General features: G+C 37.9%; 15 protein-coding genes. 6 read left to right on the plus strand and 9 right to left on the minus strand.

All coding sequences use genetic code 11. The annotated features are described in order from the left end of the window. The 6 genes from WCP78_RS01310 to gyrB all read right to left on the minus strand — a co-directional run bounded on the left by WCP78_RS01310 (nt 1) and on the right by gyrB (nt 9122). On the minus strand, nt 1-1320 hold the full coding sequence (locus tag WCP78_RS01310) for a bifunctional folylpolyglutamate synthase/dihydrofolate synthase (RefSeq protein WP_336278712.1): 1320 nt from the start codon (nt 1318-1320) through the stop codon (nt 1-3). 3 nt (nt 1321-1323) lie between these two features. Continuing rightward, entirely contained in the window at nt 1324-2244 is a 921-nt protein-coding gene (gene accD / locus WCP78_RS01315) for an acetyl-CoA carboxylase, carboxyltransferase subunit beta (protein WP_336278713.1), read from the minus strand. Between the two features lie 471 nt (nt 2245-2715). Next, nucleotides 2716-4131: a bifunctional phosphopantothenoylcysteine decarboxylase/phosphopantothenate--cysteine ligase CoaBC gene (gene coaBC, locus WCP78_RS01320; protein WP_336278714.1), complete on the minus strand. Its 1416-nt coding sequence runs from the start codon at nt 4129-4131 to the stop codon at nt 2716-2718. Nucleotides 4132-4203: 72 nt separating this feature from the next. Next, entirely contained in the window at nt 4204-5790 is a 1587-nt protein-coding gene (gene ubiB / locus WCP78_RS01325) for a 2-polyprenylphenol 6-hydroxylase (RefSeq protein WP_336278715.1), read from the minus strand. 2 nt (nt 5791-5792) lie between these two features. Next, entirely contained in the window at nt 5793-6575 is a 783-nt protein-coding gene (gene ubiE, locus WCP78_RS01330; protein ID WP_336278716.1) for a bifunctional demethylmenaquinone methyltransferase/2-methoxy-6-polyprenyl-1,4-benzoquinol methylase UbiE, read from the minus strand. A gap of 114 nt (nt 6576-6689) precedes the next feature. Further along, nucleotides 6690-9122, minus strand: coding sequence for a DNA topoisomerase (ATP-hydrolyzing) subunit B (gene gyrB / locus WCP78_RS01335; protein ID WP_336278717.1), 2433 nt, complete (start codon nt 9120-9122; stop codon nt 6690-6692). A gap of 696 nt (nt 9123-9818) precedes the next feature. Here gyrB and WCP78_RS01340 point away from each other — a divergent pair. Further along, nucleotides 9819-10682 (plus strand): ABC transporter substrate-binding protein, encoded by an 864-nt coding sequence (locus tag WCP78_RS01340; protein ID WP_336278718.1) that lies wholly within the window; start codon nt 9819-9821, stop codon nt 10680-10682. A 9-nt stretch (nt 10683-10691) separates the two neighbouring features. Here WCP78_RS01340 and WCP78_RS01345 read toward each other — a convergent pair whose 3' ends face one another. Continuing rightward, complete coding sequence (locus WCP78_RS01345) at nt 10692-12224, minus strand: YifB family Mg chelatase-like AAA ATPase (RefSeq protein ID WP_336278719.1); 1533 nt, start codon at nt 12222-12224, stop codon at nt 10692-10694. A 402-nt stretch (nt 12225-12626) separates the two neighbouring features. On the opposite strand from WCP78_RS01345, the gene WCP78_RS01350 reads away from it, so the two are divergent. Then, nucleotides 12627-14585: an autotransporter assembly complex protein TamA gene (locus WCP78_RS01350; RefSeq protein WP_336278720.1), complete on the plus strand. Its 1959-nt coding sequence runs from the start codon at nt 12627-12629 to the stop codon at nt 14583-14585. Then, complete coding sequence (locus WCP78_RS01355; RefSeq protein ID WP_336278721.1) at nt 14585-19228, plus strand: translocation/assembly module TamB domain-containing protein; 4644 nt, start codon at nt 14585-14587, stop codon at nt 19226-19228. The genes WCP78_RS01350 and WCP78_RS01355 overlap by 1 nt, the downstream gene beginning before the upstream one ends. A gap of 10 nt (nt 19229-19238) precedes the next feature. On the opposite strand, the gene WCP78_RS01360 is transcribed toward WCP78_RS01355, so the two are convergent. Both WCP78_RS01360 and infC read right to left on the minus strand, forming a co-directional pair. Next, on the minus strand, nt 19239-21008 hold the full coding sequence (locus WCP78_RS01360) for an ABC transporter ATP-binding protein (protein WP_336278722.1): 1770 nt from the start codon (nt 21006-21008) through the stop codon (nt 19239-19241). A gap of 237 nt (nt 21009-21245) precedes the next feature. Continuing rightward, a complete protein-coding gene (infC, locus tag WCP78_RS01365; protein ID WP_336278723.1) occupies nt 21246-21764 on the minus strand; it encodes a translation initiation factor IF-3 in 519 nt (172 codons plus the stop codon). A 170-nt stretch (nt 21765-21934) separates the two neighbouring features. On the opposite strand from infC, the gene WCP78_RS01370 reads away from it, so the two are divergent. From WCP78_RS01370 to WCP78_RS01380, 3 genes are all read left to right on the plus strand, one after another. Next, nucleotides 21935-22723, plus strand: coding sequence for an alpha/beta hydrolase (locus tag WCP78_RS01370; RefSeq protein ID WP_336278724.1), 789 nt, complete (start codon nt 21935-21937; stop codon nt 22721-22723). A gap of 606 nt (nt 22724-23329) precedes the next feature. Then, a complete protein-coding gene (locus WCP78_RS01375) occupies nt 23330-24109 on the plus strand; it encodes an alpha/beta hydrolase (RefSeq protein WP_336278725.1) in 780 nt (259 codons plus the stop codon). Between the two features lie 34 nt (nt 24110-24143). Continuing rightward, entirely contained in the window at nt 24144-24890 is a 747-nt protein-coding gene (locus tag WCP78_RS01380) for a M48 family metallopeptidase (RefSeq protein ID WP_336278726.1), read from the plus strand. The last annotated feature ends 140 nt before the right edge of the window (nt 24891-25030 follow it).

The following is a 25030-nucleotide window of genomic DNA, read 5'->3' on the forward strand; positions in this document are numbered from 1 at the left end:
CTAGCATGGTGGTGTTTTATTGTCACGTAAAATATCACCCGCAAGATAAATAGAACCACCAATAAGGACAATAGCTTCTTTATATTCTGAGTTAATTTGACGTAAGGCTTCTTGTATACTAGCTTGTGGATTAGCAAAAAGCCCTACTTTTCTAGCGGATTCAGCTAAAATTTTTGGACAAATACCAGAATTATTGTTGGTTAAAGAGATCGTATATACTTTATCTAAAAGATTTGCTAGAGGACGAAAATAACCAACAGTATCCTTGGTGTTAAGCATGCCAGCAATCATAATGATAGGACGATTTGATTTTTTTTTCCATTGACTAAGTTCTGCTGCAATAACTTTTCCAGCAGCAGGATTATGACCACCATCTAGCCATAAATCAATACCAGGAGCTAATTGATCAACCAAATGTCCGTGGGTAAGATGTTGCATTCGCGCTGGCCAGTAAATATTTTGTAGAGCATGACTTATGGATTGTTCTGAAAGTCGAAAGCCTGCTTGATAAACTGCTTCAATTGCAGCTCCGGCATTAGCGATTTGGTGAGCTCCGATAAGATTAGGAAGTGGAAAATTCATTAAACCTTGACTGTTTTGAAATATCATACATCCATGCTCTGTGTAGCTTTGATAATCTTGGCCAAACAATGAAGAAGGAGCTTTATTTTTATCAGCAAGAGCTGTTAAAATAGAAATAGTTTCATCATGATCTTGCTTGCCAATGACTATAGGGACTGTTGGTTTTATAATTCCCCCTTTTTGATAAGCAATTTGAGCAATTGTATTTCCAAGGAAGGTTTCGTGATCATAATCAATAGGCATAATAAGCGATGTAGCTGGTTTATTAATTACATTTGTAGCATCAAAACATCCACCTAATCCAACTTCTAAAATTACGACATCGGCTGGATGTGCGCTAAATAGCATGAAGGCAGCTGCTGTTAAAATTTCAAAAACAGTAGTTGGTTTTTGACGATTCACTTTTATAACTTGATCAATTACTTCAACTAATTGATTTTCTGTGACAAATTGACTACATCCTGCTTGACCTAATCGATAGCGTTCATTCCAGTTTATCAAATGAGGCGAACTGTATACATGAACGCGGTAGCCCGCACTTTCCAAAAGAGCGCGACAGATGGCTGAAGCAGATCCTTTGCCATTTGTGCCAGCAATGTGAATAACAGGTGGAATCTTTAAATGCGGGTTACCAAGACGCTCTAAAAGGTGAAAAATACGCCTTAAAGAAGGATCAATTTTCTTTGGATAGTTTTGCAGTAAATCATTTACTATTCGCTGCGCTTGTTTTTTTTCCATAATTCAAGCAGCTTTTATTTTAGAAGGAGACTCTTGGGAGCTTGTTGTGGATGGATTGGAAGGATTAATAACTGCAGGATATTTCATCATTAAGCGTAAAAGCCGTGCAATGGTTGCTTTCATTTCTAAACGTGATACAACCATATCAATCATGCCATGTTTAAGTAAGTATTCACTACTTTGAAAACCCTCTGGTAAGGTCTCACGTATAGTTTGTTGGATTACACGTGGCCCTGCAAAACCAATCATAGCGCCAGGTTCAGCAATGTGGACATCACCGAGCATAGCATAAGAAGCAGTAACACCACCAGTAGTTGGATTGGTAAGCACTACAATATAGGGCAGTTTTTCTTCTTTCAGCATTTCAATTGCTACTGTGGTACGAGGCATTTGCATTAATGATAATGTTCCTTCTTGCATGCGCGCTCCCCCTGAAGCGGCAAAAAGAACCAAAGGGCATTTATCTGCAACGGCAGTATGAAAAGCTTTGATGATAGCTTCCCCTGAAGCCATACCGAGCGAGCCGCCCATAAAAGCAAAGTCTTGAACAGTTGCAATAATCGGTAATCCCTCAATGGTACCTCGTGCATTTAAAATATTGTCATCAACGCCAAGTTTTGAACGGTAATCTTTTAATCGATCAATATAACGCTTTTCATCACGAAATTTTAAGGGATCTGTTACAACTTTTGGATTTTCAAGGGGAGTATAGATACCATCATCAAAAAAATGCTTAAGACGGTTTTTAGCACTGATACGCATGTGATAGCCAGACGTGGGGATCACATATTGATTAACTTCTAAATCTTTATGAAATACCATTTCACCGCTGGTGGGATCTTTGATCCAAAGATTATCTGGGATTTCACGGCGCCCCAATATGGAATTAATTTTCGGGCGAACATAATTTGTAATCCAGTTCATTTTCGCAGCCTTTCTCTAAGTAGTATTAACTTTGCGCATTTCAAAGGAACACAGAACAAAATAGCCACACCCACTTCACTAGTTAAATAAAGAGATCCATTTAATAGCTGAACATTTTTCATTTTCTGATGAAAAACTAACACTTATTAAATTATTCAGAAAGCCTCATAATTGTAAGCCTCGATAAGATCGTACAGTTTATAAAATAGATACGATGATATCATGTTAGCGAAACGCTCATACCAGAGCAAGATTTTTTTTAAGGTCTTCCTTTGCGATAAGATAAAAGGAAAAATAATTTTTTAAAAGAAACAAACTTATTCTGCTCTTCTTTTATTCATGAGTGTGAGTTTATTTTAAAGAGTGAGTAGCCATTATATTAGATAACACATTTGTTAATAGTCTTTGAGGGAAGTATTTTGTGCAAGTTGTAGCATTGGGTTGATTGATCTACGGATGCATTATCTGCCTCTATTTTGTAGAATCAATTTTCTTATTAGTATGCGAACTAAAAAATGAGACGATAACACTTGCTAATTTTTGAGCTATTTGTTGTTTGCTCATATGTGGCCATTGTTCAATATTTTCTTTACTGACTAAGCAAATTTGGTTTGTATCAGCACCCATAACACTTGTGCCATCAACACCAAGAGAAACATCATTAGCAAGAATAAAATTAGCTCCTTTTTCGATACATTTTTTTTGTGCATTAACAATGAGATCACACGTTTCAGCAGCAAAACCAACCACAAGGGGAGGGCGGTTTGGAGCATGCCCAATCGTTGCTAAAATGTCGGGATTCTCAACCATGTAAAAAGATGGAGGCTCTTTATTAATACTTTTTTTTATCTTGTGTGAAAATTTCGTTTGGCTGCGCCAATCACAAACGGCTGCAACAAAAATAGCTCCATCGGCAGGCAATGCAGCCTGAACAGCTTGTAACATTTGACATGCTGTTTCAACATGAATAGTTTTTATTTCCTGTTCTTGTGGGTCATCGATATGAACTGGTCCACAAATCAGTGTTACTTTAGCACCTAAATGCGCGAGAGCTCTTGCAATGGCGTATCCTTGTTTTCCCGAAGAGCGATTGGCAAGATACCGTACAGGGTCAATTGGCTCATGGGTGGGGCCGGCGGTAACAACGAAATGGCGATCAGAAAGTGTTTTTTCTTCTGTACTTAAAAGAGCTTCCACTGAGGCAACAATCGTTAGGGGTTCACTCATACGTCCGCAGCCTGCTTCATCGCGCTCAGCCATTTTACCAATTTCTGGTCCTACTGTATAAACTCCATCTGCACGCAGTTGTTTAATATTGCGAACAGTTGTTGGATGTGCCCACATAGCTGGATTCATAGCAGGAGCAATCAAAATTGGACAGCGTGCTGCTAAAAGTACACAACTGGCCAGATCATCTCCTATGCCAGTGGCTATTTTTGCAATACGATTTGCTGTAGCTGGTGCTAAAATAATTAAGTCAGCATTACGTGCTAGACGGATATGGCCAATATCATGTTCTTCTTCACGTGAAAATAAATCGCTATATACAATACTGCCACTTAAAGCCTCAGCTGCTAAAGGGGTGATAAATTTTTGAGCTGCTTGTGTCATAATAATACTTAAGCATGCTCCACGTTCTTGCAAACGACGAATTAAATCAAGTGTTTTATAAGCTGCGATACTGCCACCAATAATAAGAAGGATGGATTTTGATTGTAATGATTGCACTTCTATAGTATTTTCTTGAAGTAATAATGTGCCTGGAGTTGTGGGAATACTTAAAAGGCGACGGGCTTCCTCTTCCACTGAAATGCCATTTTTCTCAGCACGTATGCGCAAAGATTCCTTGGCTTCAGGTGAAAGATTACGGATGGTAATATTAGCCATAAAGCTTACCCTAAAAAAAATTAAGTGACTGCAATAATTTTATCATGGCTGTTTTCTAACATATTGAACATTTTAAAAAAAATGAAAAAGTAAAAAAGTGAGACAACCGCAACAAAATGCAATGATGAGCAAGCTATAGCGACTATAACGGTTGGCGCGATTTTGTTCGATAGCAAGTTGCTTGAGGGTGATGGGAGAAAGGCGAAATCCTGTTTCTACTATTTGTTTGAGGTCTTCTTCCATACGTTGAAAGTTTTGTACAAATTCTGGTGTCTTACGTGCTAGAGAAAGAAGAGTTTGCGCCCCTTCACTAAAGTCTTTTGCAAGTCCTATAGGCCCTAAATTTTTTTCCATCCATTCTTTAACAACTGGTTCAGAGGCTTTCCACATATTAAACGTTGGATCTAATGTGCGGGCAACACCTTCGACGACAACCATAGTTTTTTGTAGGAGTAAAAGTTCAGGTCGCGTTTGCATATCAAATAACTCAGTGACTTCAAACAATAGTGTGAGTAACTTAGCCATGGAAATGCTTTGCGCTGATTGTCCGTGAATCGGTTCTCCAATGGCTCGATTAGCTTGAGCAAAGCTTTCAATATTATGGTGTGCAGGTACATATCCTGCTTCAAAATGAGCGCGTGCCACTCTATGATAATCACGGGTAATAAAACCATAAAGAATTTCAGCAAGGAAATGTTTTTCCTTTTTGCCAAGCCTACCTGTAATTCCTAAATCAACAGCAACGATGCATCCTTTTTGATCAACAAATAAGTTACCAGGATGCATATCAGCATGAAAGAAACCGTCACGCAATGTGTGTCGGAGGAAGGATTGAATAAGTGTAATTGCAAGCATTTGCAAATCAAAGCCAGCTTCTTTGAGTGCAGGAATATCAGATATTCTTATACCATCAATCCATTCCATTGTTAAAACATTGCGTCCTGTTCGCTCCCAATCAATTTGTGGTACCCGAAAGCCTTTATCATGTTGAATATTTTCAGCCATTTCTGATATGGCAGCTGCTTCTAACCGTAAATCCATTTCAATACGTGTGCTTTGTGCCAAAGTATCAACGACACAAATAGGACGAAGGCGTCTAGAAGCAGGGATATAACGTTCTTGTAAATGAGCAATGAGGTAAAAGCTTCTAAGATCTTTGGCAAAACGTGTTCTGATATTGGGACGAATGACTTTAACAGCACATTTTTTTTTATGACCTACTTCATCATAACATTCAGCTGGATGAACCTGGGCAATAGAAGCGGCAGCAATAGGCGGGTAAAAATTTATGAATAAATCATCGATAGAACGGCCAAGCGAACTCTCAATTTGGGTAATGGCAGCGGTGCAGGAAAATGTTTGAACACGATCTTGTAATTGAACCAAATCTTCTGCAAGGTTACGCCCAACAACATCAGGTCTTGTCGCAAGAAATTGACCGAGTTTTATGTAAGAGGGACCGAGCCTATTGATGGCATATGAAATATTTTCAGATCGTCGCTTTTTTTTCGTTTTGCGTCGTGCTAGTATACCTGCTAAATGGTGGCAAAACGCTGGAAATCCTTGCAGATTATCATGGGGAAGAGCACTTAAAACACCTTCACGTGCTAAAACCCATCCTGTGCGTATTAGTTGAAAATAAGTGGAAATTTGCACCATTTTTAAATCTTCCAGCCTGAATGCAATGTTGCGATTGCACCCGTGAGATTGCGGTAGGATACTCGCGAAAAACCTGCATTATTTATCACATGGGCAAAATCATCTTGTTTGGGGAATTTACGAATAGATTCGATCAGGTAACGATATGCATCGCCATCATTTGCAATAAATTGTCCAAGTTTGGGAATGACGTGAAAAGACCAAAGATCGTAAATTTTGTCAAGTAGAGGCATTTCAACATTTGAAAACTCTAGACATAAAAAACGTCCACCTGGTTTTAAAACACGAAAAGCCTCTCTAAGGGCTTGATCAATGTGAGGTACATTGCGGATTCCAAAAGCGATTGTATAAGCATCAAAACTTTTATCTTCAAAAGGTAGGTTCTCTGCATTCGCTTCCACAAAATTAATCAGAGAAGCTAGTCCGTTTTTTTGTGCGCGTTTTTTGCCAACGTTGAGCATTGAGCCATTAATATCAAGCACTGTAACACGGGCTTGTTGTCGTGAAGCGTTAAGAATACGAAAGGCAATATCACCAGTCCCTCCAGCTACATCAAGAACTTTCCAATTGAAAAGAGCTGGTGGCGAGAGCCATGTAATCATAGCGTTTTTCCATACACGGTGTAGACCAAGTGACAAAACATCATTCATCTTGTCATAATTTTCAGCAACCGAATGGAATACATTATCAACCATAGATTGTTTTTGTGCTTCATCAACTCTTTTAAAGCCAAAGGAGTACTCCATGCCACCTTTGGTTCCTACACGTTCCGTTTCAGTTGTCATGTGTATGACCTTTCTTATTTTGATCGTAAATGAAGTATAAAAGGAACGTTCAAATACGAAAAGGCAACGTATAAAACCCGCGATGTTCATACAACCAGAAATAAAAAAATAACTTTAGATATCAAGATTGGCAACGCTCAAAGCATTATCTTGAATAAAAGCTCGTCGAGGCTCAACTTCATCACCCATTAAGCGAGAAAAAAGTGAATCCGCGTCGGTTGCATCATTGATTTTAACTTGTAAAAGAGCACGTGCATCAGGATTAAGAGTCGTTTCCCAAAGCTGCTCGGCATTCATTTCTCCAAGGCCTTTATAACGTTGTAAAATGATGCCTTTTTTACCATTTTTAAAAATACTTTCTAACAGGCTAATAGGACCCAAGATACGTTCTGACTTATCCTTGCGATGAAGGAAAGGGGGAGAGTTATATATTTCCATGAAATTTTGAGAAATGCGATCAATTTGGCGCGCATCAGCTGAATTAATAAGGCCTGCATCGATGGTAATAATATCTTTAACTCCACGTAAAACGCGTTCAAAACACAAATTACCATTCGATGCATATTGGCCATGCCAACCACACTCCATATCATCTGCGATTAAATCAAGACGACGTGCTATATTATCGACTGTTTTTTGAGCTTTTTCTGGAGTGATAAAAGCTTCAGGATTAAAAGCTCCAACAATCGCTGCTTGCTCAACAATATTGCGATTGTAGCGGGTGTGCAAACCGTTTAAAAGTTGACGTAAGACACGAGCCTCTTCGACGATTTGACGTAAATCAGCACCTGCACGAACTTCTCCCATCGATAATTTTAACGTCGTTTCTTCTAGACCAGCATCAATTAAAAATTCTTCGAATGCTACTTCGTTTTTAATATACTGAAAAGACTTTCCGCGTGTCACTTTGTAAAGAGGTGGTTGAGCAATATAGAGGTGTCCGCGCTCAATTAATTCGGGCATTTGTCTAAAAAAGAATGTAAGAAGTAAAGTACGAATATGTGCACCATCAACATCTGCATCAGTCATAATGATGATTTTGTGATAGCGCAGCTTATCTAGAGAAAATTCATCTTTACCAATGGATGTTCCAAGAGCAGTGATAAGAGTTCCAATCATATCAGATGAAAGCATGCGGTCAAAGCGTGCTCGTTCAACATTGAGAATTTTACCGCGCAGGGGCAAAATTGCTTGATTTTGACGCGAACGCCCACTTTTTGCTGAGCCACCAGCCGAATCTCCCTCAACGATAAATATTTCCGATTTTGCTGGATCGCGTTCCTGACAATCAGAAAGTTTCCCAGGTAGAGATGTAATATCGAGTGCCCCTTTTCGTCGTGTGAGCTCACGTGCTTTGCGTGCTGCTTCACGAGCTGCAGCAGCTTCTACCACTTTATTTGTGATAACTTTTGCTTCATTAGGATGTTCTTCCAACCATGCAGAGAGGCCTTCGTTCACTAAATTTTCAACAATAGGTCGTACTTCAGAGGAAACTAATTTATCTTTTGTTTGCGAAGAAAATTTTGGATCGGGAACTTTGACTGAAAGAATAGCCGTTAAACCCTCACGACAATCATCACCAGTTAGATTCACTTTTTCCTTTTTTGTAATACCTGAAGATTCAGCATAGCCATTAATTTGGCGGGTTAGAGCACTACGGAAGCCTACCAAATGGGTTCCACCATCACGTTGAGGGATATTATTGGTAAAGCATAATACCTTTTCATGATAAGAATCATTCCACCATAGAGCAACATCAACACTCATCCCATCTTTTTCATTTACAATGTAAATAGGAGCATCAAGAAGCACTTTTTTTGATTGGTCAATATACTTGACAAATTCAGTTAATCCACCCTCATAATGTAATTCAACTGATTGAACGTCAGCGTGGCGTTGATCAACAAGGAGGATATGCACACCAGAATTTAAAAATGCCAATTCCCGTAAACGACGTTCTAAGGTTTCAAAATCAAATTTGACCATGGTAAAAGTTTTAGGACTTGGTAAAAATCTGATCTCTGTGCCGCTTTCTATGTCGCAATCACCGACAATTTTCAGTGGAGAATCAGCAACTCCATGGGTAAATGACATTTCGTGAATTTTGCCATTGCGCCTGATTCGAAGTTGTAACCAAACAGACAGTGCGTTAACAACAGAAACTCCAACGCCATGTAGTCCTCCCGAAACTTTGTAAGAGTTTTGGTCAAACTTTCCACCAGCATGAAGTTGTGTCATGATAACTTCGGCTGCTGAAACGCCTTCTGTTGGATGAATATCGGTAGGAATACCACGTCCATTATCACGAACGGAACAGGAGCCATCAGCGTGGAGGGTAACATTTACAAGAGTTGCATGACCAGCCAAGGCTTCATCAATCGCATTGTCTACAACTTCATAAACCATATGGTGCAAGCCTGAGCCATCATCTGTATCGCCGATATACATACCAGGACGTTTGCGCACAGCATCAAGACCTTTGAGAACTTTGATGGAAGCGGCATCATAGCCATCACCTTCTACTGGTGAGATTGTTTCATCACTCATAAGTTAATCCATTTCTGTATTTAATTTGCGACATTTCATCAGCATTTTTTGAGCCTAATGTTCTGGTCAGTTATTTATGGAATAACCACATTGAACATTTACCGTATATCAGATTTATATTCAACATCTGTCAGAATAAGATAGAATGATTTTTGGCACGTAAATAATGTTATATTATTTTGTTATATTTGTTTTTATGAAGCTTTATCTCCATGAAGTGTTAATGGTTGTAAAGGGGCGGGAAACGATCGCTATTCGAATGCTGTAAATTACACGAAGAGTGAGAGGTGTTATAGTCTATGTGTGATGATAACAGAAATATATGTCAAATCGACTAACATCAATTTGTACAATTTATAAGCGTTCCTTGCGCCCGATTTATAGTAATTGACTTGATAAAATATTGCCATTCGTTTTTTTATTTCTGCATTACTTTTCATTATATGTAAAAGGTTGGATGAATGTTTGTGAGGTTATTTAATGATGCCATATTTCCGTCTTGTAGGTTTGTGCACTCAGCAAATTTAAGTGTTCTTTGATAAATACAAGAAATTATTATATTTTTTGACAATTTAAGAGAATACTAAGTATTTTAATTGATTGAAGTCCCATATATTTCAGCTGAGTGAATTAAATAGTGTGACTGAGAAAAGTTATATTTTTTAGTTTTGAAAAATCTGGGAGAAAAAGTTTTAAATGAATAAACTTATGAATATGCTAAATACTTTTATCTGTGCATTATTTATAGCATGGGGATTTTTCGTTTCATCCTCAGCTGGAGCTGAAACGACTGGAAGATTACCCCTTTTTTTTAATTCGCATGAATATTTGGAACAACCTAATATAACAGGTGTAAGTCGTCTACGTTTTGTAACAACTTTTGATTTTCCTCCTTTTAATTTTCTTGACAAAACAGGACACCTTGCAGGTTATAATATCGATTTGTTGCGCGCTATTTGCTTAAAATTAAGACTTGAAAAACTTTGTGAGGTAGAAGTTGTTCCTTGGGAAGAACTTGTGGATCGCGTCAAAAGTGGTGGTGCAGAAGCGATTATCGCTGGTTTAAGAGAAACAGTAAAAACGCAGAAAGATCTTGTTTTTACCCAAACTTATTTGCGTTTTCCTGCTCGATTTGTTGCTTCTCTACCTGTGAATCTCGATGAGCCAATAAGCAATAGGCTTGCCCATTTAAATAGCGGGTTTTTGTTGAGGAGCGCTCACGAAGAATTATTTCATAGCTATTTTCCTGATGCTAAATGGCAGGGGTTTAAGAGTAGAGAAGAGCTCTATAAAGCGCTACAGGATCATAAAATTGATCTTATTTTTGATGATGGGTTTGCCTTATCTTTATGGTTAAATGATCCAAAGTCAGCTGATTGTTGCTATTTTGTGGGAGGTGCATATATAGCTCCACAGTTATTGGGAGAGGGAATGCAAATTGCTGTTTCAGCAGAGAACGCAAAATTAGTTAATATGCTCAATTATGCTTTAAAAGCTCTAGAAGATGATGGTAAGCTTGCAGAACTTTATTTGCGTTATTTTCCAGTTAGTTTTTATTGACGGATGTTTTTAGGTAAGAGCTGTTAGCTTTTCATTCCCTAGTCGATAAGAAATAGCTTCTGCAAGATGATGTCGTGAAAGGTTATCTGCTTCATCAAGATCAGCAATGGTACGTGCAACTTTGAGAATACGGTGATAAGCGCGTGCAGAAAGATGCATCTTTTCACTCACATCGCGTAATAGTGTTGTTGCATTTTCATCAGGAATAGCAATTTGCTCAATGATTTTGGCAGGGCAATCACCATTGGTGCGAATATGGTCAAGGCCTAATGTCTTAAAACGTTTAGTTTGAATGGCACGACATCGTGCGACGCGTTTTGCAACATCACAGCTTTTCTCTGATTCTTCTGGCTCCATAAGATCCATAGCAGTTAAAGCAGGAACATCAATCCGTAAATCAATTCGGTCGAGTAGAGGACCAGAAATGCGAGACTGATAATCGATTTGGCAGCGTATTCCTTTAGCGCAAACATGATTTTTTTCTCCTGCCATACCACATCGACAAGGATTCATAGCGGCAATAAGCTGGATGCGTGCAGGATAACTGATATGGTTGTTAGCACGCGCGATAACACATTCTCCACTCTCTAAAGGTTGACGAAGAGAATCAAGAACTTGTGGAGAAAATTCAGGAAATTCGTCAAGAAATAAAACACCATTATGTGCAAGAGAAACTTCTCCTGGTCGTCCTTTAATACCACCACCTATCATTGCTGCCATGGAAGCAGAATGATGTGGAGCACGAAAAGGACAGTGGAGTGAAATTGTATTATGTATTGTCTTTCCTGCAATAGAAGCAATCAGAGAAACATCTAACAGTTCAGAGCTATCAAGGGGTGGTAAAATGGAAGGCAAGCGCTGAGCCAACATAGATTTTCCTGCACCAGGAGGGCCTACAAATAAAAGATTATGTCGTCCAGCTGCACAAACTTCTAATGCACGTTTAGCAATTTTTTGTCCTTTGATTTCTGAAAGATCTGGAAGATCAGTTTCAATTATATATTGGTGTGGTTGTGGACGTTTTTGAATTTGAGTTCCTTTAAAATGATTAACCATAGTGAGGAGAGTCTCAGGAGCGAGAATATTCATCTCTCCATTTGCCCATGCTGCTTCAGATCCACATTTATAAGGACAAATGAGTCCTTTATCGAAAGATAAAGCTGTCATTGCGGCTGGTAAAACACCATTAACCGCTGTAATAGATCCATCAAGTGATAATTCGCCTAAAATAATGTAATCTTGTGCTACTTCTGAAGGAAGAAGTCCCATAGCGAGCATTAAACCTACTGCTATTGGCAAATCATAATGCGATCCCTCTTTAGGTAAATCAGCTGGCGCAAGATTAACGGTAACTCGTTTATTAGGCATGGAAAGTCCACAAGCATGAAGAGCTGCTTGCACACGTTCACGACTTTCTGCGATTGCCTTATCTGCTAATCCAACAATGGCCATCCCTATTTTACCAGAGGAAACCATAACTTGTACATCAACAGGCACTGCTTCTAGACCGCGAAAAGCAACAGTTGTGACGCGCGCGATCATTATTTTGTTCCTATCCCCCCTTGTTTACACTGCAAAGAAACAATCATATCTGCATATAAAAATCAAGAAGTGTCTATATGGCTTTTGGGGTAAAGGGATCTATATAGGTGTGTAAGCTTTTGTGATAGAATCATAGATTATGGTTTGCATGAATTTAACTATGCTGACACTCAGTTAAATAAAGTATTTATAGTAAGCTGAATGAATATGCTAAAGAAAAAAACGGGGTTGTTTGTATTGCACAGCCGCTCAAAATTCTGATGGGTATGAAGGGAGTCTGGCGTTATGCATTTCAAGCAAAAGGTGTCATTTTATACGGTCAAATGTATAAAATATCCAAAGTTAAGTGTATTGATCGTTCTTGTTTAATGTTATTTGTAGTGTTTAAGGGTATCTGATTTGATGATATATCGGGTAAGAATTTTGTTAAAATCAGTGACCATAAGGAATGTATTTACAAGTCTATTTTTAACTTTTATATCCACAAAGCCGCTTGCAGCATTTGAGCTTTTTGGCATTCCTCTTTTTGGTAAAAAGGAGTCAAATTCTTCTTTTAAAGTTAGCGGTACAGAGAAATTTTATACAGTTGAAGTCATTGCGCCATCAGGTGCTTCACCAGAGGGTGTTGCAATAGTTAAAGCTGCGTCTTCTCTTGTCGCTGATCAGAATAAAGCTTTATCTAGTTCTTCAGGTTTATTGGCAAAAGCTCGTTCAGATTATCGGGCGATTCTGTCTGCTCTTTATGCAGATGGGCGCTATGGTAGTATTATTAATATTCAGATTAACGGTTTAGAAGTTGCGGATCTGAGTCCTGTAGCTCAATTACCAAAGCACTCCAAAATTGTTATTACAGTTGATGCTGGTCCACAGTATATTTTTAATGTTGCACGTATCAATAAAGCTGCTCCATTCGCAAAAAAAACTAATCAAATGCCCTCTGTTGAAGATCTGGGTTATAAGGTTGGAGCTGTGGCTAAATCTGAAACCATTCTTAAAGCAGAAATATGGGCGATTAAAAGGTGGCGTCAACAAGGTTATGCTAAAGCTAAAGTTATTGATCGTGAAGTGGTTGCTGATCACTCTATGCATTCCGTTGATGCGCGGATAACAGTTGATCCTGGACAAGAAGCTCATTATGGTCATTTAACTGTACGTAATGTAAGTAAGAAACCACGGGTAGACTCAGCTTATATTACATGGATGACAAGATTGAAGCCAGGTCAGAAATACGATTCTGATGCATTAGCCAAAGTTAATCAACGACTTGCAAGACTTGATGTTTTTCACTCTGTGAATTTGCGCGAGGCTGATGCAATTAATTCTGATGGTAGTTTACCGATGACACTTATTTTAGAAGAACGTAAACCAAGACGTTTTGGTGTTGGTGGTAGCTATTCAACATTAGATGGTGCAGGTTTTGAAGCCTATTGGATTCATAACAACCTTTTTGGTCATGCGGAACGTCTGAAAATAGAGACTAAAGTAAGCGGTATTGGCAGCGACAAAGAGCAACCATATGACCCTAAGAATTTTGACTATATTTTTGGAGGCACGTTTATAAAGCCTGGTATATTCACTCCTGATACGGACTTTAGAGCAGAATTAAAAGTGCAACAGGATGTTTTAGATAATTACACAACCAGAGGCATCAAAGGAAAGTTAGGTGTTACGCACATTTTCAATGATAATTTATCAGGGCAAGCTTCTGTAGAAGTTTCTAATAGTTCTTCACGTGATATCTATTTTGGAAATCGTAATTTCAGAACAGTTGGGTTCCTGAGCGGTTTGATTTATGATGATCGTGATCATAAGCTCGACGCAACAAAAGGCTTGTATGGTGAAGTAATTTTTGAGCCTTTTTATGAAATGTTCTTTAATAATTTTGTAGCAAAAATGACAGTAGAAGGCCGTTCTTATTGGGGTCTAGGGGAAAAGGATCGGTTTGTTTTTGCAACACGTGCGAAAATTGGTACAATTATTGGGAGTGATACAAGACAAGTTCCTTCAGATACACTTTTTTTTGCTGGTGGTGGTGGCTCTGTACGCGGTTATGCTTATCGTAATATTGGTGTCAAAACGGAAAATGATGCAGTCGTTGGTGGACGTATGCTTGTTGAGGGTTCAGCAGAATTACGTCTTTCTTTCAGTGATAAGATAGGACTCGTGGGTTTTATTGATGGAGGTGTCGTAGGGGAAAAAGCGTCTTTTAATTTTTCTCAAAAAATGAAATGGGGTATCGGTATTGGAGGTCGCTATATGACAGGGATTGGTCCTTTACGTGTTGACTTAGCCTTTCCTCTAAAACGGGAAAAAGGCGATCCTCGTATTGGTTTTTATGTGGGTATAGGGCAAGCATTTTGATGAAAAAAATAGGACGTTTTTGGATTTTCTTATTTGTTTTTGTTCTTTTTATGGGCATTTTTGTTCTTGTGCAGAGAGGCACTTCATTTTTTAATGAAATGACAGAGGATGATAACTCATGGCTTGCTTCTTTTATTGAACGTAAACTTTCAGCACCCAATCGCCAGATTCATTTGTATGATATACGTGGAGCATTGTCTTCTCAATTGTCAATTGGTGCCATTACTGTTAGCGATAAAAAAGGTGTTTGGCTTAAAATTGATAATGCTAAAATAGATTGGAATCGCTTAGCGTTGCTAAGGGGAAATGTTGAGATTAACCATCTTTCTATAGAACAGATTACGTTTTTACGTAAATCACAAGGCTCTTCTTTAGTTTCTTCTGTTGAGGAGGGTAAATTTTCTCTACCAAAATTGCCTGTTTCCATTTTTGTTAATACATTTGTAGCTAAGCATGTGGCGCTTGAACAGAACCTCTTTGGTTTTTTTGCTGATCTGTCTTTACAAGGGCATTTAACTTTGGCTAATGGCGATCTTGATGCTGATATAAAGGCTCATCGTTTGGACAAGCCAGGTTCTTTTTCTATTATGACGAAGATATCTAATAGCAATCGTATAGCCAAGATTGATATTTCAGCTGATGAACCGCAAAATGGTATTGTGGCCAACATTCTTAACATTGAAAAACACCCTGCATTAAATCTTACTGTTAAAGGTGATGGTACTTTTGATGATTTGGTTGTCAAGCTTCATTTAGAGGCAGATCATCATCCTATTTTAGATGGTGATGTGGTTCTTGCAAGTATTTCAGAAGGGCACAGTCTTTCTACAAAATTAGTGGGTAAACTTGGCCTTTTTATGCCCACACAATATCGTAGCCTATTTGAGTCTGATATTACATTAACAGCAGAGGGGAGGATGACAAAAGAGGGTGTGACCCACCTAGATAATATGGTCATTCAGGGGCAAGCTGTGAATATTATAGCTAATGCTAAAGTGACAGCAGATGGATTTTTACGGCAGCTTTTTATTGATGGAAAGATAGCTCTTGATAAGGAAAGTAGCTCTACACCAGTGTTAGGGACATCAGCGTATGTGGATAATCTGGCTTTAACCATTGATTATGGTCGTGAAGGTCAACAGTCTTGGAAAGGACGGCTTACTATACATAATTTGGGCAGTAAAAATATTCATGTTCGTGATGCGGTTTTTGACATGGGAGGGGTGAGCGAAAATCTTGATGATATAGCTTCTCGTCATGTCGGTATTCAGATTAACGGAACACTTGAAGCGATTAAAAATACTAAAGAAGCCTCTGAAACAGATTTGAGCCAAACGGTTCATGTGCATCTAGACACCGATATTGTTTCTAAAAAATCAGTTTTGATTCATGATTTCAGTGTTACGGCTCAAGGTTTTTCTGCTTGGTTAAAAGGAAAAATGAACCATTTTGTTTTTACAGGTAACCTCGGTTTGAAAGCACGGACATTAGCTCATTTGGGTTTGTTGAGTGAACGAACATTTTCTGGTGGTGCAGATATTAAAGCGAAAGGGAATATTGGTTTAATGAGTGGTGCTTTTGATCTTGAGTTATCAGGAATGACCAATAACCTAAAAATAGGTATGGAGCCTTTTGATCGTTTATTCAAAGGAAACCTTACTCTTTCGGGAGGGGCTGCTTGGAATACAATGGGTTTAGTTTTGCATCATTTATATTTGAAAAATCAGTATACAAGCATAAAGGCCAATGGATATTTTTCGAGAGAAAATGCGAAGATGGATTTGACTGCTCAAATATCTGATCTTGCTATGTTAGATCCAAGGATGAGAGGTGCTCTTACGATTCAAAGTAGAGCTAAGGGATCCAATAGTCTTATAAAGCTTAAAACACGTGCTCAGATTGTTGAAGCGTTTTTAGTGGAAAAAAAACTTCAAAACACAACATTTAATCTTAACGTACTTATTGATAATACATCGCCAATTACTTCCTATCTAACAGGATCTTTAAAAGGTCAAGGAACTTTTGCTGAGAAACCGCTTCGTTTATCTGCTTCTTTTAAAGATTCCAATCAGATTCGGTATCTTCAGAATATAAGCATTAGAGGAGGAAACGCGGAGATAACTGGCAATCTTTCTCAACCACGTGAAGGCTTTCTGAAAGGGTTTGTGCATATTGATGCTGATGATATTTCAGCACTTGCTGCTCTGTTTTTACAGGAAGGCAGTGGAAAAATAAAAGGAGATTTTATCTTTAATGAATACCATGATAGACAAAAAGCCAATTTAAAGGTTGATGTTGATCATTTAAGTTTTGCAAAGAATAAAATTAAAAAATTGGCAGCAGAAGCACATATATTTGATCCTTTTGGCACGGCGCAGTTTGAGGGTTTTGTCAAAGGAGAACAGATTCAAACACCTTTGGTAACGGTTAATCGTTTAAATGTTTTTGCTGATCACAATGATGAGCAGCAAACGGCTTTTACTATTCAAACACTCTTGCATGATAATACAAATGTACAGCTTTCTGGCCATGTAATTACAATGAGTCTTCCAGAAGGTATAAAACGAGAAGTGCAGATTAAAACTATGGGTGTGAAGCAGCATAATCTTCATGCAGCATTACCGAAACCGGCTACGATTATTTTTGATAAAAATGGGATGATGATAAGCGATTTAGGATTTTCGGTTAATGGAGGTAAGATCATGCTTGCGGGTAGCTTTTATGATACTCTCAATCTGCATCTTACAATGGATGCTTTTCCTGTCTCTTTGGTTAATCTTTGGAAGCCTAGCCTTGGAGCTTCTGGTACTTTAACAGGGCAAGTTATGATCCGTGGTAATTTGAAGAAACCTAATGTGAGCTATGATATAAAAGGTGAAGGCATTACAACGGCTGCTTTTCAAGATAAAAAAATAATGCCTTTTACATTTTCTGCTACAGGTAAAACGGTAAATCAACTTCTCACTTTAAATTCAGATTTAACAGGAGAAGGAATTCAAGCACAAGCGCAGGGTAGTTTATCTTTAGAAGGTCAAAACAGTCTTGATTTACATATTAATTTGCAAAATTTATCTACGCATTTAGCCAATGGCTTTATTGAAGGAAAAGCACTTGGAGGAATGGTAGTAGGAAAAGTCGATATTAGTGGAACCGTGAAGGATCCATCTGCGCATTTTGAACTTTCTAGCCACAGTATGAATGTTATAACCCATAAAGGGCTTATATCGATAAATATGAATGCACATGGTTTCTACAAAAAGTCCACATTGCATATCGATAATATGATAGCAACAGGAGATAAAGGACTAGATCTTTCCATGAATGGGGCTGTTGCTCTAAGTGGTTCAGAGGCTAAATTGAACGTTAAGGGGAAATTACCTCTTGCTTTTTTTGATCTATTGTTAGCGAAGCGTGGTACGAATGTAACGGGCATGGCAAAAATTGATACCACTATAAACGGTTCATTATTTAAACCACAGCTAATAGGACATTTTTCCATAGTCGATGGAGGTTTTTTTGATTCACAAACAAATTTTGGATTGAATAATATAACGCTTGAAGGAAAACTAAATGGTGACCGTATTCTTATAGAAAAAGCTTCTGCTTCTTCGTTTAGCGGGGGAGCGGTTTCTGTGTCTGGTCATATCACTAATGATTTGCAAACAGATTTGCTTATTTATCTTGATCATGCCAATTATAATGATGGTTCCACGGTTGTTGCAACGTTGTCAGGTAAGGTAAAAATAGCAGGTTATTTTCTTGGTGATCTTGTTATTGGTGGTGATATCAACGTTGAAAAAGCTGAAGTTGTTGTTCCCGATCATTTTTTAAACACAAGATTTCTTGATGTTAAAAATAAGAATTTAACTAAACCAATTCGAAAAACTCTCGAACGTGCTGATGTGAAAAGTTATAAAAGCCGTAATATCCCTCAGGAATCTTCATCTGTTGTACGGTTAAATATGAATATTATGTCACGTAATCAATTTTTTGTACGTGGAAGAGGTTTAGATACTGAATTGGGGGGGCGTATTAATCTGACTGGGCCATTGAATGATGTACATCCAGTTGGGGAGTTTCAGATGATTCGTGGACGTTTTGATATTCTTTCAAAGCGTCTCAATTTTGATCAGGGGCATGCGAGCTTCAGTGGTAATCTTAATCCTACAGTTTATTTTGTGACCAATAATAACAGCGATAATATTCGCGTCACTGTAATTGTAAGTGGAACTATTGATGATCTTGATATTAATTTTTCTTCGCAACCTAATTTGCCTCAGGATGAAATTTTAGCTCGTTTAATTTTTAATCGCTCGCTTAGTGAGTTATCTCCATTTCAGATTGCTCAACTTGCTGCTGCTGCTGCTAATCTTGTGGGTGCTTCTAATACATCTTTGTGGAACGCTTTACGAGCTAAAATTGGTCTTGATGATCTTGATGTTGTTGTTGATGAAAAGGGGAATACGGGCTTACGTATTGGACGCTATATACACAATAACATTTATTTAGGATTTGAAGCAGAGTCAGATGGGACAACGAAGGGGACAATTAATCTGGATATTTCACGTAATCTCAAAGCCAAGGGTGCTATAGGGAATGAAAAAAACTCTAGTGTTGGCTTATTTTATGAAAAAGATTACTAAGATTGATTGCCTAGAATTCTTGCGTTTTATATTGTATGCTGTGAAGTTTTTTGTAAAAACCATTTTCTTTTGTTAGCAATTCTTTTGGCGTCCCTTGTTCAATTAGTTGTCCATCTTTCATGACAATGATTTTATGAGCGCGAGCAATTGTTGAAAGACGGTGGGCAATTACAATGGTTGTGCGTCCTTTGGTGAGGTGGTAAAGAGCCTTATTAATTTGTGCTTCGGTGTGTGAGTCCAATGCACTTGTTGCTTCATCAAGAATTAAGATTTCGCTATCATGAAGCATTGCTCTGGCGATAGCGAGTCGTTGTTTTTGTCCACCCGATAGATTATTACCATTATCTCCTATTTGCGTATCATAACCGTCTGGTAAACCCATAATAAAGTTGTGGGCGTTCGCTGCTTTTGCTGCTTTGATAATATCTTCATCGCTGGCGCCCTCTTTCCCAAGCCCGATATTATATCTAATAGTTCCTTGAAAGAGAAAAGTATCTTGTCCTACATAGGACATAAGGCTTCTAAGAGAGCGAAATGTAATATAGCGGATATCTTGATTGTTGATCAATATACGCCCTTGTGTAGGGTCATAAAGACGCATAATAAGATTGATAAAAGTTGATTTTCCTGAACCTGATGGTCCTACTAGTGCCGTCATTTTTCCAGGTTCTATTTCTAAATTGATATCTTTCAATACCATTTGACCATCTGCATATGCGAAAGAAACGTGCTCAAAACGAATAGGATTTTGTTGAACTTTATCCAGATCTTTAGCTTCTGCATATTCTATAACTGCAAGGGGATGATCTAGTATTTCGTACATTGTACGGATATTAACTAAGCCAGATTCAATTTTTACACGTAAATTTGCTAGTCTTTTTGCAGGTTCATAAGCTAGAAGTAAAGCAACAATAAAGGACATTAATTCACCTTGAGCGCCTGCACGTTGGCTTGCAAGGTAGCCAGAAAAGCAGATAATACCGGCGATGGCGATGCCAGTGAGTGTTTCCATTATTGGATTTATAATGGCTTCAAGTGTTGCGATACTATTTGCTTGTTTTTCAACATCACAAATAGCTTTGTCCATATGTTTTTGCATTAATCCTTCTAGTGAAAAAGCTTTAATAACTCTAATACCAATGGTACTTTCTTGCACAATTTTTATAATTTCACTAAGTGAAAGAAGTTCTTTTTCCATAAGGTTACGAACACGTTTTAAAGCCATTCTAATTCCTAAAAAAGCTAGTGGTCCTACTGATAAAGTAATGGCGATTAACGTAAAATTTTGAATGAGCATGACAATCAACAAACCACTCAGTGAAAGCAAATCACGTACAAAAGTTGTAATAATGGTATCGATAACATGACGAGCGGCTGTAGCATTGTGGGTTACACGGACAAGAAGATCAGCTGATGTATTATTTTGGTAAAAAGAGACACCTTGTTGCATAAGGCGTGTATAAATTTTACGTTGTTGCTCAGCAACGATGCTATTTCCTGCTTTGCTTAGAAAGTAAGTTTGGAAAAAAGTTGCAATTCCTTTTAGAATAAAAATAAACGCAATGGCACTAGAAATCAACACAATCATATTAAAATTTTGAGCATCAATAATATAATTGACAACATCACGCATAATCCATGCGCTCATTGCAGTTGTGCAGGAAATGATGATCATTGAAAAAATGGCTGCACAGTACCAAAGTGCATGTTTATGAAAATTTTCTCGTAGAAGACGAATAATAAGATATTTATCAAAAGAGGAAATTTGTTTCTTACCCATAAAGAACTTCTATCATTCTATCGTTGCTTTATGCAATATTAAGTTTTCTTCATGCAAAGACATTTAGCCCTTTGTGGTAAAAAAGGTTTTTATAGAGAATTCTGCGCACCGACTACTTTTTTAAAAGCACTACAACATTACATAACTACGTGCAGTGCTTCTAAATCCACATCATACGCTCATAGTGATAATACGCTCATAGTGATAAAATGTGCGCTGTCGATTGCTTTAGTCCAATCATTTAGGTGCTATCACCATCATCATTTGGCGGCCTTCAAGTTTTGGCTCAGATTCAATTTTGGCAATACCACCTGTATCTTCCTTAACGCGTTGAAGCAGCTTTAATCCAAGATCCTGGTGCGCCATTTCTCGACCACGAAAACGCAAGGTAATCTTCACTTTATCACCATTATCAATAAAGCGATGAATAGCTTTTAGCTTAACTTCATAATCATGAACATCAACATTCGGACGCATCTTAATCTCTTTGACTTCGATGACTTTCTGTTTTTTCCGTGCTTCAGCAGCTCTCTTTTGGGTCTGATATTTCAATTTACCCAAATCAATAATCTTGCACACAGGTGGCTCTGCATTCGGTACAATTTCAACCAAATCCAGCCCAACATCTGCAGCCATAGCAAGTGCTTCTTGTGTTGAAACGATGCCCTGATGTTGTCCTTCGTCATTGATAAGCTGAATACAGGGAACCCGAATATCTTGATTTGAACGTGGCCCATCTTTTTGGGTAGGTGTCATCTTAAACGGTCTGCGAATGGTTTATGCTCCCTAAATTTTGATTCATCTACAACGTATTCTAATATACAATTATGCACAGAAAAACAACTAGAATTCACGCTTTATTTGATTAGATTTTGAAAATAAAATTTTTCTTCTATAAGAAAAATATTGTTATGGAGGAAAATACAATGGATCAAAATATTCCTTGCCAATTTTTTTCTTTTGAGAACACTAATCTTGCCGTACGTTATCGTAAAGGCAGCTGTTCTCCTGGTTTGGTTTGGCTTCATGGCTACCAATCTGATATGCTGAGTAGCAAAGCGATGATGATTGATATGTTGGCTCAAAAGAATAATTTATCCTGTTTACGTTTTGATTATTCTGGCCACGGAGAATCCGAGGGCGACTTTTTTCAAGGAACGATTTCTCGTTGGGTTGAAGAAAGTTTAGCAGTGATTGAAGCTTATTGTGAGGGTCCGCAGATTTTAATTGGAAACTCTATGGGGGGATGGATTGCTTTAAAGCTTGCTACGACTCTGGCGAAAAAAAGTAAAATGCTTGCTGGCATGATATTGGTTGCACCGGCTCCTGATTTTACGAGAACTGTTGTGGATCCGTTGTTGGGTCCTTTAGAGTGGGAGGTTTTGGAAGAAAAAGGGTACATTGGAGTTCCTGCAATCGGGGCAATTGGTTCTGTAAAACCGAGACCTGTTTCAAAAGTTTTTATTCAAGATGGACGAAATAATTATGTTATGAAAGGGTGCATTGATGTTGGATGTCCAGTTCACATTTTGCACGGGATGGAAGATGAACAGATCCCCTATAAACATACATTAAGTTTGCTCGATCATTTGCCTCTTCACGATGTGACTTTGACACTTATTCGTGATGCAGATCACTCGCTTTCACGCCCACAAGATTTAGTTTGTCTAGAAGCAGCATTGAAGTCGTTAATTGATCAAATTAATGTAGAGTAGGGGGAAGAAAGTTCATCAATGATAAGAATATATGTGTAAATTATTCATATGTGCTGACGTGTATAGCTGCAAGTAAAATGTCGTTTCGTATTATGTGTTCATAGCAGCTCATCACGTTATTAAGGGTTGTGTAATGGTGTTGCTGAAAATTCTCTAGTGTTAGGGTTTGATTTTAAATACCTGTTCTAAATTAAGAGGCATTACACTCGCTTATAATATAAGATTTTTACAAAACCTTACCTTAAATATATGGCATGATGATTTCTTTTATGGAATGTTGTATTATGAGGTATAGAAGTACAGAGTGATTTAAATTGTTTTTGGTTGCGCAGAGGCCAGATCTAGAACTGTTGTTTATGGCAAATCATAAGATATTTTTAAAATACATTTTTGATAATAAATACGTTTCATCCCCTATAACTCTGATAATAAGGCGTTGCGTATGTAAAATAGGCACATAAAGTTCAGTCAATTTGTTGTAAAAATATTGAATGTTATAGAAGATTTTGTTCAATGGAATGGATACCTCTCTTTTATGACATTGGAAGAGATAGAATATATTATTTGCATATAAGGCGGCTCATATTACCGAATGGAGGAAAAGTGATGGATCAAAATATTCCTTGTCAATTTTTTTCGTTTGAAGGTACTGCTCTCGCAGTACGTCATCGTAAAGGTCATTGTGCTCCTGGTTTGGTTTGGCTTTCTGGTTATCAATCCGATATGCTGGGTAGTAAAGCGGCGGTGGTTGATGGTTTTGCTAAAAAGAATAATTTATCCTGTTTACGTTTTGATTATTCTGGTCATGGAGAGTCTGAGGGCGACTTTTTTCAAGGAACGATTTCTCGTTGGGTTAGAGAAAGTTTAGCGATTTTTGAAACCTATTGTGAAGGTTCTCAAATTTTAATTGGTTCATCTATGGGAGGATGGATTGCTCTAAAGCTTGCTGCGATATTAGCACAGAAAAACAAAACTCTTGCTGGCATGGTGCTGGTTGCGCCGGCTCCTGATTTTACGCAAACATTAGTGGAACCAGCGTTAGGTCCAGAGGAGTGGAAAGTTTTGGAAGAAAAAGGATATATTGAACGGCCTGCGGTTGGTGATGAAGAGCCAATGCCTTTTACAAAAGTATTGATTGAAGATGGACGAGATAACAGTGTTATGAAGGGGTGTCTTGATGTTGGATGTCCAGTCCATATTCTACAAGGAATGGAAGATGACAAGATACCCTATCAGCATACATTAAGTTTGCTTGATCATTTGCCTTCACATGATGTAACACTAACGCTTGTTCGGGATGCAGATCATCGGTTTTCGCGTCCACAAGATTTAGATTGTCTCGAAACAGTGTTGAGATCATTGATTGATCAAATTAATGCAGGATAAGAAAAAGTTCATTGATAATAAAGGCGTATGATGTATGCTCACTTATGAACAGCAGTTTATTTGCTCTAATTATGTTATTCCTTTGCGGATAAGGAAGCACAAGCGTGCTCGTAATTTTGTGTTGCGCATTGATGCAATTCGTCAGAGAATTTGTGTAACAACACCACCATCGGCAAGTTTTTGTTCAGTTCAAGGTTTTATTGAAAAGCACCGATCTTGGATTGAGGAGCGCTTTACTCGCATAAAAATTTGTCACGAAAACTTTTACGTTAAAGAGGGCACAATAATTCCTTTATTGGGTGTTGAGCATACTGTAATGCATAAGGAAGGGCGCGGAGTGACCGAAATCATTGCAGATGACGCGAGACAAGAGCCAAAAATTATCGTTTATGGTTCATTAGAATATTTGCCAAGACGTGTTGCGAGTATTTTGAAAAAACAAGCTGCACTCATTATAACGCCATTGGTAGCCTATTATGCACATAAAGTAGGGCGTAAAGTTAGATCAATTTGTTACAAAGATACAAAGAGCCGTTGGGGATCTTGTTCAAAAGATGGACGAATTTCATTTTCTTGGCGTCTTGTCATGGCGCCAAGAGAAGTTTTGGAATATGTTGTTGCCCATGAGGTAGCTCATCTTATTGAGATGAATCACGGACCAAAATTTTGGGATCTTTGCGAAAAACTTTTTCCCAACAGTAAAAAGTATCGTGCTTGGTTGAAAGAAAATGGCCATATACTGCATGCTATCAATTTTGATTCACACAAGTTAGAGATATGAAGCGGTATTGAAATGGAGATAATTTCAATAGAATTTTTTGTTTAGTATTTCGTTTGTGTATTTTGTATTATAGTAAGGTAGGCATATTAACTTGAGAACAGCTGTGTTCTTCTTTTTTAATTTGTTGAGTGTTTTCCATA

The sequence above is a fragment of the Bartonella occidentalis genome, assembly GCF_037070875.1.
Lineage (GTDB): Bacteria > Pseudomonadota > Alphaproteobacteria > Rhizobiales > Rhizobiaceae > Bartonella.